The sequence below is a fragment of the Merdibacter massiliensis genome, from assembly GCF_900155395.1.
In the GTDB taxonomy this organism is placed as follows: Bacteria; Bacillota_I; Bacilli_A; order Erysipelotrichales; family Erysipelotrichaceae; genus Merdibacter; species Merdibacter massiliensis.
The window spans coordinates 1-13,274 of record NZ_LT699710.1; the positions used below are offsets into that span (position 1 = coordinate 1).

Annotated in this window: 13 protein-coding genes; 9 read left to right on the forward strand and 4 right to left on the reverse strand. The window is 39.2% G+C overall.

Annotated features, from left to right (window positions below):
- The first annotated feature begins 166 nt into the window (after positions 1–166).
- Positions 167–604, forward strand: coding sequence for an AAA family ATPase (locus tag BQ9859_RS01880; protein ID WP_075876572.1), 438 nt, complete (start codon positions 167–169; stop codon positions 602–604).
- A gap of 59 nt (positions 605–663) precedes the next feature.
- On the opposite strand, the gene BQ9859_RS01885 is transcribed toward BQ9859_RS01880, so the two are convergent.
- The 3 genes from BQ9859_RS01885 to BQ9859_RS01895 are packed head-to-tail and all read right to left on the reverse strand — an operon-like array spanning position 664 to position 3,479.
- Positions 664–1,431, reverse strand: a complete 768-nt coding sequence (locus tag BQ9859_RS01885; protein ID WP_075876574.1) for a PepSY domain-containing protein — start codon at positions 1,429–1,431, stop codon at positions 664–666.
- A gap of 15 nt (positions 1,432–1,446) precedes the next feature.
- Positions 1,447–2,811, reverse strand: coding sequence for a sensor histidine kinase (locus BQ9859_RS01890; RefSeq protein ID WP_075876576.1), 1,365 nt, complete (start codon positions 2,809–2,811; stop codon positions 1,447–1,449).
- Positions 2,808–3,479, reverse strand: a complete 672-nt coding sequence (locus tag BQ9859_RS01895) for a response regulator transcription factor (protein ID WP_075876578.1) — start codon at positions 3,477–3,479, stop codon at positions 2,808–2,810. The genes BQ9859_RS01890 and BQ9859_RS01895 overlap by 4 nt, the downstream gene beginning before the upstream one ends.
- Before the next feature lie 147 nt (positions 3,480–3,626).
- Here BQ9859_RS01895 and BQ9859_RS01900 point away from each other — a divergent pair, with 147 nt between their 5' ends.
- Positions 3,627–4,277, forward strand: coding sequence for a site-2 protease family protein (locus BQ9859_RS01900; protein ID WP_075876580.1), 651 nt, complete (start codon positions 3,627–3,629; stop codon positions 4,275–4,277).
- Positions 4,278–4,389: 112 nt separating this feature from the next.
- Here the strand turns inward: BQ9859_RS01900 and glmS are convergent, their stop codons facing one another.
- A complete protein-coding gene (gene glmS, locus BQ9859_RS01905; protein WP_235846371.1) occupies positions 4,390–6,294 on the reverse strand; it encodes a glutamine--fructose-6-phosphate transaminase (isomerizing) in 1,905 nt (634 codons plus the stop codon).
- A 570-nt stretch (positions 6,295–6,864) separates the two neighbouring features.
- Between glmS and BQ9859_RS01910 the strand changes: the two genes are divergently transcribed.
- The 7 genes from BQ9859_RS01910 to BQ9859_RS01940 all read left to right on the forward strand — a co-directional run bounded on the left by BQ9859_RS01910 (position 6,865) and on the right by BQ9859_RS01940 (position 13,268).
- Complete coding sequence (locus BQ9859_RS01910; RefSeq protein WP_075876584.1) at positions 6,865–8,040, forward strand: ABC transporter substrate-binding protein; 1,176 nt, start codon at positions 6,865–6,867, stop codon at positions 8,038–8,040.
- A gap of 91 nt (positions 8,041–8,131) precedes the next feature.
- Positions 8,132–9,013, forward strand: coding sequence for a branched-chain amino acid ABC transporter permease (locus BQ9859_RS01915; protein ID WP_075876586.1), 882 nt, complete (start codon positions 8,132–8,134; stop codon positions 9,011–9,013).
- A gap of 3 nt (positions 9,014–9,016) precedes the next feature.
- The gene (locus tag BQ9859_RS01920; protein WP_456237768.1) at positions 9,017–9,979 is read left to right on the forward strand and encodes a branched-chain amino acid ABC transporter permease; all 963 of its coding nucleotides are present in this window, start codon (positions 9,017–9,019) and stop codon (positions 9,977–9,979) included.
- Positions 9,976–10,752: an ABC transporter ATP-binding protein gene (locus BQ9859_RS01925; protein WP_075876588.1), complete on the forward strand. Its 777-nt coding sequence runs from the start codon at positions 9,976–9,978 to the stop codon at positions 10,750–10,752. The genes BQ9859_RS01920 and BQ9859_RS01925 overlap by 4 nt, the downstream gene beginning before the upstream one ends.
- A gap of 7 nt (positions 10,753–10,759) precedes the next feature.
- A complete protein-coding gene (locus tag BQ9859_RS01930) occupies positions 10,760–11,464 on the forward strand; it encodes an ABC transporter ATP-binding protein (protein WP_075876629.1) in 705 nt (234 codons plus the stop codon).
- 3 nt (positions 11,465–11,467) lie between these two features.
- Positions 11,468–12,115, forward strand: a complete 648-nt coding sequence (locus tag BQ9859_RS01935; RefSeq protein WP_075876589.1) for a CBS domain-containing protein — start codon at positions 11,468–11,470, stop codon at positions 12,113–12,115.
- A gap of 235 nt (positions 12,116–12,350) precedes the next feature.
- Complete coding sequence (locus BQ9859_RS01940) at positions 12,351–13,268, forward strand: ABC transporter permease (protein WP_075876591.1); 918 nt, start codon at positions 12,351–12,353, stop codon at positions 13,266–13,268.
- Positions 13,269–13,274: the final 6 nt, after the last annotated feature.

A 13,274-nucleotide genomic window follows, 5' to 3' on the forward strand; every position in this document is an offset into this window, starting at 1 on the left:
AACGGCACCCGCAGGCAGGACATTGAGATTTATTACAGCTTTGTCGGCAAGATTGACTTGCCCGAATAACCGCCCGACCTATCCGACACAATGGCCAAGTGCCGGATAGGAACGGCAAAATTTTTTATACTTCTATTACTTCTTTATCGCACATTAGCAAATGGCAATGGATGTAAACAGTGCAATACCTTATTTTGAAGATGTGAAAACGATCTATGAAAAATTAAAAGTGTTACAGTATTTGGGTTTAGGCTATTTGACATTAGGTGAAGAGACGCCTCATCTATCAGGAGGAGAGGCACAACGTTTAAAATTAGCACAAGAGATACAACGAACACAAACGGATACATTATTTGTATTTGATGAGCCGACGATCGGCTTGCATCCACTTGATGTGAAAGTGCTGCTGGAAGTTTTTCGATCTTTGATTCAAAAAGGAGCTACGATCATTGTTATTGAGCATGACTTGGATATATTGCGTCATGCAGATTATATCGTTGATATGGGACCAGGGGGCGGAAATGCAGGTGGAAAAATCGTTGCAGCAGGCCCTCCTGATGCTATTTCGAAATGTAAAGAAAGTATTACAGGGGCATTTTTATAAAAGAAAAGTTGTAGCTAGACCTGAGTTGTCATCAAATTAGTTACAACTTTTTATTAGATTTAATCTCTGTAATCCATGCTCCATTCTAAGAAAGTACCGCTGCTGGCATCAATTTCAAATTCATACTTGGCATTATTCTCGTAGAGTTCTCCTTTATAGAGATGCATGCCATCGTCCCATTCTTCTTTGATATACAAGTTGTTGCTGTTGGAACTATTTGCTTTTGCAAGCACTAATTGTTTTGCTTCATCTATGGTTATTTCATTTCCTGTCGCATTGCGATAATCAAATAATTCTTGATCCGATTCTAAGATCGTACCGCTTGTAGAAATCTTATATTCGTAGTAAGCATCTGTTGTTTGGAATTCAATTTCATAAACTGCAAAACCATCCTCATGTTCGGTTTCCTCTTTTGTAAAAGTAACAGCAGATGCGTCAATTCCTGCATCATGTAAAGCAATGTTTTTGGCATCCTCTAATGTTTTATCAGCAGAGTTTTGAACAGAATCATTTCCCGTCGTGTCATTATCTGACTGGGCAGGAGAAGATGGTATGCTTTGGAAAGAAGATCGTAAAATTTCACCATTTTCTTTTGTAAGAATGACTTGGTATGTCTTTTCAGAGGTAGAAAAGACAACAACATAGGTATCTTTACCATCCAATGTTGATGATTCGATCTTCATCGAAGCTATTTCTTCCTTTGCGGTACCTGTGCTGTCTAATGCAAGCTGTTCTGCTTCTTGACTGCTGATCATATTTGATCCGCAACCAGATAAGCAGATGATCAAGAAGATTATAGAAATGATGTAAAAAATATTTTGTTTCATAGGATGCTCCTTTCCTTAGAAAGATTGTGATTGATTCTTTGCTGGCAGGGTGATGAAGAATGTGGTGCCTGTGCCAAGTGTGCTTTCGACCTGAATGTGTCCTTCATGGGCTTGAATGATCCACTGGACCATGGATAAACCTAAGCCGCTGCTGTCAAGCCGGCTTCGTGCGGGATCAATTTGATAGAAGCGGTCCCAGATGTGCGGCAAGTTTCCTTTGCTGATTCCGATACCGTCATCTTTGATGGTGATGGAAATTTCTTCTTTTTTGGTAACTGTAAACCAGATATGTCCATTTTCTTTTCCATAAGTGACTGCATTTTGCAGTAAATTCGCAAGCATTCGAATCAATAATGTTTGATCTGCAACAATGAAGATATCATTTTCAATCTCGGAAAGCAAAGAGATTTTAGCTTCATTTGCTATTTCTTTGTATTCCTCTGCCACGCTCTCACAAAGCTCACTGAAAGAAAACTCTTCTTTCTGCAGCTGTTCTCGTCCTTGATCGGCACGAGAAAGCTGAAGCAGCTGCGAAATCATATGCGAGAGAGATCGTACCTTCTTTTGGATCAATTCTACTTGCGAGCGAGTTTTTGCATCTAGATCTTGCCGGGAAAGCATCGTATCGCATTGCATCATCATCACACTGAGAGGTGTACGCAATTCATGTGAAACATCGCTTGTGAATTGGCGTTCTCTTTTTACGGTTTCTTCGATTTTATCCAACATTGTGTCGAAAGTTGCAGCTAATGTATAGATTTCGTCTTTTCCTTTTCCTAATTGTACACGCTGACTTAAATCTTTTTCTTTTTGGATTCGTTGTACGGTTGCGGTGATCTGGCTTACTGGGGCCAAAGCCCGTTTGCTTAACAGATAACCAAAAACAGCGCTGATCGCAATGAAAACAGGGAATAAAATAAGTGCTAACTGTAGAATAAAACGAAAGTTGCGTTCTGCATCAGTAATGGAGATGACGCCGCGTATCAATAATTGTTCATTATGGATCGTAAATGACATGTCTAATACATAATAAGATAGATCATCTGTATCAATACGCCGTATTTCATCAATTTGAAAAGGAAGATCATACGTGAAGTGATAAGGCAAACGGCCATATAATAATTCTCCGCCTGTATCATATACAGATAGATAAACACCCTCTTCTACCTGCAAAAGATCAGAATCAAATTCCAGTCTTCCTTGCCGTTGCGTGACAGCATCAAAAGAGGAAGAAACCCGATCCTGTAGCAGATCTTGTGCATCACTTAGTATCACTTGTGAGCTGAGTGAAAACAAAAGAGAACAAGTGATCACAAACAGAAAGATCATGATGATCGTATATAACATGGCAAGACGAGCCTTTAATGATAATCGTTTCATGCAGTCTCCTTTAATACATAGCCATGACCACGTATCGTATGAATCAGTTTCTGATCAAAACCATCATCAATTTTTTTGCGGAGATGGCGGATGTAAACATCAATTACATTGGATGCTCCGGTATAATCATAATTCCATACATGCTGTTCCAAACGTTCTCTTGTTAACACATTTCCAGCATTGCGCATCATATAACATAATAAGGTATATTCTTTTGATGATAATGTGATTTCTTTTCCACTTCGTGTTACCTGATGGGTGTCCAAAGAAACACACAGATCACCGACACGCAGTTCGTTTTGTTTCTGTTGCGGCGTTCGCAATAAAACACGGAGCCTTGCCGATAGTTCTTCAAAAGCAAAAGGCTTGATCAGATAGTCGTCTGCTCCTGCATCTAACCCTTTTACTCGATCATCTATGCTATCTTTTGCTGTTAATAAAAGGACAGCCACGTTATTTCCATTTTCTCTTAATGTTCTCAATACAGTGAGACCATCGATTTTTGGCATCATGATATCTAATATAATTGCATCATAATCTGCCATTCGAATATAATCGATTGCTTCTTCACCGTCGTAGCAAGAATCAACACTATAATGTTCTTTGGTCAGCCGTTGGGCAATAAGATCATTCAAATCATGTTCATCTTCAGCAATTAAAATACGCATACGATACCACCTTTCATATAAGGATTCTATAGGAATATTATAACGGAAAAGTAAATAGGAAACCAACTTATTTAGAATAGTAAGAATAGGTTGAAAATGGATAGGATAGTCTCTATAATAAAAACTATCTATACAAGGAGGTTTGTCATGCTGAACATTCGAACATTGATATATGTTGTTCCTGCAATTTTGATCAGTGTTACATTACATGAACTTGCTCATGGCTATGTTTCATATAAAATGGGAGATCCAACACCGAAGGAAGATGGGCGCTTGTCTTTAAATCCTTTACGTCATTTAGACCTGTTTGGTACGCTTGCTTTGTTATTTGCCGGTTTTGGCTGGGCCAAACCGGTCAGAGTAGATGCAGGATATTATAAAGATCCAAAAACAGGAATGGTCTGGACTGCTTTTGCCGGTCCGCTTGCCAATTTCATTCTTTCTTTTATATGCATTTTTCTTTTCGTTTTGATGCTGAAATATGGTCATATTTTAGTAACAAATGATTTATTTTATTCTGTTTTTGGCTACTTGAGCGAGCTGTTGAATTACACGGCGGTTTTATCGTTGGGACAGGCGATTTTCAATATGATACCGATCCCGCCATTGGATGGTTCGAAAATTTTATATGGCATGTTGCCAGATTCTGTTTATGAATGGTTTTTGCGTAATGAGTATTTATTATCTGGCATCATATTTCTGTTATTATTAACAAACGTGATCAATGGGCCGTTATTGCAATTACGAAATGTGGTCTTTAATGGAATGACCAATATTGCTTTACAAATTTTATTTTAAAAAAAGCATCCACCACAGATGCTTTTTTTATGAAAGGGTATCCTTTCTATATATCTAATGTCAGAGAGAAAATTGGGAAATAGGATAATAAAACTGACATTAAATACCAATTTTATTCGACCGTTACTGATTTGGCCAAGTTACGAGGTTTATCAATTTCACAGCCGCGCAATACAGCAGTGCGATAAGCAATCAACTGCAATGGCAACACGCTCAACACTGCCTGGATCATGCGATCCAGAGGTGGCAGCGGTATGACAATGTCACAGACTTCTTTATGCACACGGAAATTATCCCTGCATACAAGAATGACTTTTGCGCCACGCGCTTTTACTTCACGAATGTTACTGATCGTTTTATCAAATAATTGTGGTTCCGTAGCGATGGCAATGACTGGAGTGCCTTCCTCAATTAGAGAAATCGTACCGTGTTTGAGCTCTCCTGCTGGATAAGCTTCACTGTGTATATAGGAAATTTCCTTTAATTTGAGAGACCCTTCCATGCAGAGAGCATGATCCAGGCCACGCCCGATAAAGAAGACATGTTCATGACCGGCTAATACATTTGCGCTTTCTTCCCAATTGCCATTTTCTAATATTTCAGAAAGAAAATCCGGTAATTGATGAAGCTGTGCAAGAATCAGCTGTTTGCGTTCTTCATTCATATGTCCGCGCAATGAAGCTAATTGTAAAGCGATATAGGCTAGTAAAGTTACCTGTGTTGCATATGCTTTTGTTGTTGCAACGGCAATTTCAGCTTTTGCCATCGTGTAAGCAACGAAGTCAGCTTCTCTTGCCAATGAGCTGCCAACAACATTGACAATAGCAAGAGTATCGATGTTTCGTTCTTTAGCTAATTTCAATGCGGCTAAAGTATCAGCCGTTTCCCCGCTTTGCGATACAAGAATCACAAGTGTTTGCGGATCTAGCATTGGATTGCGATAACGAAATTCACTGGCAACATCCACTTGTACAAACATTCGTGCTTCCGACTCGATCAATTCTTTGGCAATCATGCCGGCATGGTAGGCGCTTCCGCAGGCAATGATCATGATATGTGCATATCGATCATATGTGAAAGGACGATCAATATTTGATAAGATGCCGTCTCTTTCAAATGTCTGCAATGTCTCTTTGACCGCTTCCGGTTCTTCATGAATTTCTTTTAACATGAAATGATCATAGCCGTTTTTCTGAATGGATTGCACATCCATTGTTGTTGTTTGATATACCGGCTCTTTTTCATTTCCCTGCGCATCGAAAAGTTGAATTTGATTTCCTTTTAAAACGGCAACCTCTTTTTGATCTAATACGACATAGCTGCGTGTATAAGCAAGCAACGCAGGAATATCGCTCGCAATAAAAGAAGCATATTCATTTTTTGCTACGATCAAAGGTGATTGATAACGCATCGCATATACAGTGTTTGGATATTCATCAAATAAAATAGCAAATGCATAGGATCCTTTTAATTGTTCTTTTGCCAGCTGCAATGCGGCTAACGGATCTCCTGTTTTTTTGTAAGCAGCATCAATACAGGCACAGGCTACTTCTGTATCCGTTTCTGATTGGAAATGATAGCCTTGTGCTTCTAATTGTTTTGATAATTCATGATAATTTTCTATGATTCCATTATGCACGAGAGTGACATGGCCCTGATGATGCGGATGTGCATTTGTTTCATTTGGTTCTCCATGTGTTGCCCATCTTGTATGTGCAATGCCGCAACAAGATTGAATAGGATTTTTTTCTACCCGTTCTTGTAAACGGGATACCTTGCCTTGGCTTTTTATGATTTGTATATTATTCGAGGCAAAAAATGCAATTCCGCTTGAATCATATCCTCTATATTCCAGTGTTGAAAGACCATGTAATAACACGTCTTGCGCATCTTGGCGATACGAACTATATCCGACAATTCCACACATAAAATTATTGATTCCTCCCATTGGTGTGTACTGAAAAACGACAATAAAAAGAATCTTCAAGAAGATCGTTCTTTTTAATGGCCGTTTCATTTGGACATCATAAAAAAGATATAAAAAAGCATATGAAAAAACTGACCTGATTGAATCAGATAAATTCTATCTATATCGTATTATGATGAAATGAAATAATCAGTCATGATGAAAACACCATGGGTGATGAACGATGTTTTGTGGCAATTTTGCTTTTTGTCAAACGTTCTTACGATTCACCTCATACCGTGACAGTACCCGCCGAGTCTTTCGATCACTGTCAACCTCGTCAACCTCGTAGGTCCAGGCGCTCATTACTAGCAGTCACTTTCCTCCTCACTGGCTAATAACTGCTTTATAGTATGTCATAAAATAAGAATAGTTACAAGATAAAGATAAAAAAATAACTTAAAAAATTACACCATGGAAAGAATAAAATAAAGAAAATAGAAGAAATATTGAAAAAATATGTAAGTTTTTTGATGAAAAATGATATGTTTGTGAAAATAATATGATTTGTTTATGTCAAACGCCTTGAAATTGCATTCTAAACAATTTATACTATTTACAACCATCTATAATATAGGTGTGCATTTCGGAAATGAAAGAGGAAAAGAGGAAGCGATTCATATGAAGAAATTTCCAAAAATTTTGGCAGCTAGTGCAATGATGCTGACAGTATTGGCTGGCTGTGGACAAAGCGGTGGTGGTTCAACAGAACTAAACGACGGGGACACCGTAAAAGTCGGATTAAACTATGAATTAAGTGGCAAAACTGCTACCTATGGTTTGGCCATGGAAAAAGGAAGTCAGCTGGCAATCAAACAATACAACGAACGTACAGATAAGAAGTATACAATTGAAGTTGTATCGCAGGATTGCAAGAGCGACGCAACAGAAGCGTTGTCGATTGCGACGAAACTAATGACAGAAGAAGGGGTGGCATTCCAGGTTGGACCGGCTACTTCTACAGATGCATTGTCGACATATCCGGTATCTACGGATGCAAAAGTACCGGTATTAAGCCCTGCAGTTACATTAAATGACGGCATGCTTCAATCAGACGGCGAAGCTTACCCATATGCATGGCGTACTTGCTTTGAAGATCGTGCACAGGCAAGTGCGATGGCAATTTATGCTTATGATAATTTAGGAAAGCGAAAAGCAGTTGTCTATGCAGATAGTGCAAATGAATATGCAACTGGTTTGGCTGACGATTTTATTAAAAAATTTGAATCTTTAGGCGGAGAAATCGTAGCTAGTGAAAACTATGTACAAGGAGATACAGATTTCAATGCAGTTATCTCTAAACTGACCGACATGGATTTTGATGTGATGTATGTTCCAGGATATTATGGTGAAGCAGGTTTGATCATTAAACAGGCACGTGCAGCTGGTTTAGATCAGACAATCTTGGGACCTGATGGAATGGATTCTCCAAAACTGGCGGAATTGGCAGGCGCTTCTGCTTTGAATAATGTGTACTTCACAACCGCATATACAACAGTAAATGCTTCAGATGATCTATTGAGCTTTATCGAAGCTTATAAAGCAGAATACAATGAAGAACCAGATATGTTCTCTGTATTGGCTTACGATGCAACAAATCTTGGTTTGCAGGCTTTGGAAGAAGCAGGAGCAACAGGAGAAAAATTAAATGAAGCCATCAAAAATATTCAATTTAGTGGATTGACAGGAAGCTTCACATTTGATGATGCACATACACCAACAAAGAAGGTTCTTGTTGTTGAACTGCAAGATGGTGTACAGGTAAACCCGGTAGAGGTTGACCCAAACGCTGAATAATTTCAGTACAAACATGTGGAGAAAGAATCTTCTTTCTCCATTTTTTGCATAAGTGTGCATAAAGTGAAAGTTATTGAAAGGAGAGAGAACAGTGACACAGTTTTTGCAACAGCTAGTGAACGGATTATCACTAGGAAGCATCTATGCGCTGATCGCTTTGGGATATACGATGGTATACGGCATCATCAAATTGATCAATTTTGCGCATGGAGATATCTATATGCTGGGAGCATTCGTTGCATTCTATGCTACGCGTTTTTTTCAGTTGAATTTCTTTGTCGCAATGATCTTAGCAATGGTATTTTGCGGTGTGTTAGGTGTTTTGATCGAACGTATCGCATATAAACCGTTACGCCATGCGACAAGGATCACCGCATTGATCACCGCAATGGGTGTCAGTTACATATTAGAGTATGGAACACAGTTTATTGCGGGGAGTGACGTTAAGACGTTCCCGGAAGGATTGTTAAGTAATCTGACTTTAGAACTGGGAGGTGTCCGTATCACTTCACAACAAATTTTGATATTTGCGGTGACGATCGTTTTGATGCTTGCTTTGACATATATCGTTAATCGTACACGGATGGGCAGAGCTATGCGTGCAGTCAGCGTGGATGAAGAAGCAGCACAGCTGATGGGAATCAGCGTGGATCGAACGATTTCATTTACTTTTTTGGTAGGCAGTGTCTTGGCTGGTGCTGCCGGTGTATTGGTCGGTGTATATTATAATTCAATCAATCCGTTGATGGGCATGACACCGGGTTTAAAAGCATTCATTGCGGCTGTTTTTGGCGGTATCGGAATCATTCCAGGTGCTATGATCGGGGGACTTTCTATCGGTATTGCGGAGACGCTGGTTATCGCGTATGGCTCATCCTTATATAAGGATGCAATCGTTTATGTGATCTTGATCTTGATCCTGATCATCAAACCAGCCGGCTTGTTTGGAAAAAATGTGAAAGAGAAGGTGTAGAAGATGTTGAAGAGATATTTTTCAAAAGAGAACATCTGCTGGATCTTACTGGCAGCAGCATCCTTTACACTGATAACGTTTTTGATGAATGTAGGAATCATTGGCAGTTATTATCAGATCACTTTATATAATATATGTATTAATGTGATCTTGGCAGTATCTTTAAACCTGATCATAGGAGTTTGCGGTCAATTTTCCTTGGGACATGCCGGTTTCATGTGTATTGGTGCATACAGTGCAGCAATCATCGTACGTTCAATGGGAAACATGCTTGGGTTTGCTTTAGGTATTGGTGTCGGTATCGTTATTTCCACGATTGCTGCTTTGATCGTCAGCATTCCAACTTTGCGTTTGCGCGGAGATTACTTAGCAATTGCAACGCTTGGTTTTGCGGAAATCATTCGTATCATTGTCATTAATATGGAGATCACCAATGGTGCTGCAGGTATTACAGGCATCACGAAATTGACAACTTGGCCGTTGTTGTTCCTGTTTATGGTCATCAGTATCATGATTGTTACAAATTATTCCAGAAGTCGACAAGGACGCGCATGTATTAGTATCCGCGAGGATGAGATTGCCTCGGAAGCAATGGGAATCAATACAACTCGTTATAAGACGACCGCTTTTGTCATTGGTGCTATTTTGGCAAGTGTTGCTGGTGCATTATATGCATGTAACTTCTATGTCATCAAACCGGATTTATTTACTTTTAATAAATCAATCGATATTTTGGTCATGGTCGTATTCGGTGGAATGGGTTCTATGACGGGAAGCGTTATTGCGGCAGTGTTTATCGGCATCTTAAATACGCTGTTACAGAACTTCTCCAGTATCCGTATGGTCGTATATGGTATCGTACTGGTTGCAATTATGATCTTTCGTCCAAGCGGACTGCTTGGAACAAAAGAGTTTACCTTCTCTGCTTTGTGGAAAGGAAGAAGAAAGGAGAAGAAAAAGAAATGACATTGTTAAGTGTAAAGGGACTGACAAAGAATTTCGGAGGCCTTTGCGCCGTTTCCAATGTCAGTATGGAGATCAATGAAGGAGAATTGATTGGTCTTATTGGTCCCAATGGTGCAGGAAAAACAACATTGTTCAATTTGCTGACAGGTGTATATGAGCCAAGCGAGGGAAAAATTGAATTAAATGTCAATGGAAAGATGACAAGCATTGGTGGAATGAAACCTTATCGTGTAACGCAGCTAGGTCTGGCGCGGACCTTTCAGAACATTCGGTTGTTTAAATCGATGAGTGCTTTAGATAATGTAAAAATTGCAATGCATAAAGACATTCACTATGGATCTCTTGCGGCAATTCTTCGCTTGCCTTCTTATTATAAAGAAGAGGAGCGTGTAGAAAGAGAAGCATTAGAGTTATTAAAGGTGGTTGGCTTGTATGATAAGCGAGAAGAACGTGCGGAAAACCTTCCTTATGGAGAACAGCGCCGTTTGGAGATTGCTCGTGCTTTGGCAACAAAACCAAGAATTTTGTTTCTGGATGAACCAGCAGCTGGTATGAATCCGCAAGAAACAGCCAGTTTGACAAAACTGATCTATCAGATACGAAATGATTTCCGTATAACGATCGTATTGATCGAACATGATATGTCGTTAGTCATGAAAATCTGTGAGCGAATTTATGTATTAGATTACGGTAAATGTATCGCAAACGGGCAACCAGAGGAAATTAAAAATAATGAGTTTGTCATCAAGGCATATCTTGGGGAGGAAATCTGATATGGCGATGCTGGAAGTAAAAGATCTGCATGTGCATTACGGTATGATCCATGCCTTGAAAGGTGTCAGCATGCAGGTGAATCAAGGAGAGATCGTTGCGCTGATTGGTGCGAATGGTGCCGGGAAAACGACATTATTGCATGCGATTAGTGCAATATTGAAAAAAAGCGGCGGCGATGTCCTCTTTGAAGGGAAATCCTTAGACAAGGATAGTGCAAAACAAATCGTAGAACTGGGAATCACACAGGTACCGGAAGGAAGAAGGATCTTTTCCGGATTAACTGTATATGAAAATTTGATGATGGGCGCTTTTCTGCGAAAGGATAAGGAAGGCATCAAAGAAGACTTGAAAAAAATTTATGAGCGCTTTCCGATTTTAGAAAAACGCAGCAGCCAGGACGCGAGTACACTATCTGGCGGAGAACAGCAGATGCTAGCAATGGGACGTGCGTTGATGGCTCGCCCGAAGATCTTGCTGCTGGATGAACCAAGCATGGGATTGGCGCCTATATTGGTAAAAGAAATATTTCGCATCATCCAGGAAATCAATAAACAAGGTACTACGATCTTGTTAGTTGAACAAAATGCGCGAATGGCCTTATCTATCTGTGATCGTGCATATGTCATGGAAACGGGAAATATCGTATTAAGTGGAAGTGGAGAAGAATTGTCAAATAGTGAACAGATTCAAAAGGCATATCTAGGAGGATAAAACATGTTTGTAAAAGAGAATATGACAAAGAATCCGGTATGCATTGCACCGGAAAGTACCATAACACAGGTTGTCGATCTGATGAGCGAAAAAGGACTGCATCGTTTGCCGGTAGTCAATGGAAAACGAATTGTAGGATTAGTCACAGAAGGTGTGATTTCATCTAGCGGTGCAAGCAAAGCAACCAGCTTAAGCATTTATGAGTTAAATTATTTGCTGTCGAAAACAACAGTAGATACGATCATGATCAAAAATGTGATCACGATCAATGAGAATGCATTAATGGAAGATGCCGCTATGATGATGTTGAAAAATGATATCGGCTGTTTACCAGTTGTGGATGATAATGGAGAAATCAGCGGTATCTTGACGCAAAATGATGTGTTTAATGCCTTTTTGGAAATTCTTGGATATCGAGAAGAAGGCAGCAGAATCACGATCAGCGTAAAAGATGAATTGGGAGCAATCGGAGAGATTTCCAAAGTCTTTGTAAGAAATGCATGCAATATCACGCATATTGGTGTTTATAAAAATGAAAATGGACTGGCAGATATCATCTTCCGTATTGATTCTCAAGCAACGGATGGTTTGATAGAAGATCTTGCAAAGAATGGCTATGAAGTGACAAGCGTTTTACATTCAAAAATGTAAATGTTTACAAGGATTTGTCTAAATTATAGACAAATTCTTGTAATATTATAAGAACCTTGTACAAATGTGTACGTTTTGTGAACATTTACGCAAAATATGTAAATAATATGTACACAAAATTTAAAGAATGTAAATATTTATGGGATTTTCATGTAAATTGCTTGCAAGAAATATTGAAAATTTTCAAAAAATAGTGTATCCTTTACACTATATTAAGAAAAGGAACTGGTGATGTATGTTAAAGTATGTGTTAAAACGTGTATTGATTGGCTTCATCACTCTGTTTGTATTGGGAAGTGCAACCTTCTTTTTGATGAAGGCAGTACCTGGTTCTCCAGTCAATGGTGAACGTTACCGTACAGCAGAGGCGCAGAAATTAGCCATTATACGATACGGGTTGGATAAGCCTGTTTTCGAACAGTATACCGCATATCTAGGTCGATTAGCACACGGTGATCTTGGTGAAAGTTATATCAAGGAAGGTGTGTATGTTGATCGTACGATTGCAACAACGTTCCCTGTAACAGCACGATTAGGAGGCATTACATTCTGTTTTGCACTGATCGTAGGAATTACTCTTGGAACAACGGCTGCTTTGTCCAGCAAGAAATGGATAAATAACTTGTGTATGTTTATCGCAACCATTGGTGTCAGCGTACCTTCATTCTTATTAGGTATGTTTTTGATCATTATATTTGGCGTGGAGCTAAAGTTATTGCCGTTTGTTGGTTTACGAACTCCAGCTAATTATATTTTGCCGGTCATTGCATTGGCACTATATCCAATTTCAATGATCGCACGTTTGACCCGCAGCTCAATGTTAGAGGTCATGAAACAAGATTATATTATCTTAGCGCGTTCAAAAGGTACACCTTATAAAAAGGTAGTCATAAAACATGCGTTGAAAAATGCAATGTTACCAGTAGTTACGTATGCCGGTCCAGCATTTGCATTTATGTTGACAGGAAGTTTCATTGTTGAAACATTATTCTCAATTCCAGGTACTGGACGTGAGTTCGTTTCAAATATTTCCAATCGTGACTACCAGATGATCATGGGATTGACTTTGTTCTTAGGTGCATTGATCATCACATTTAATATCTTGACAGATATCGTATCTGCCATTATAGATCCGCGTATTAAGTTGCAATAAGGGAGG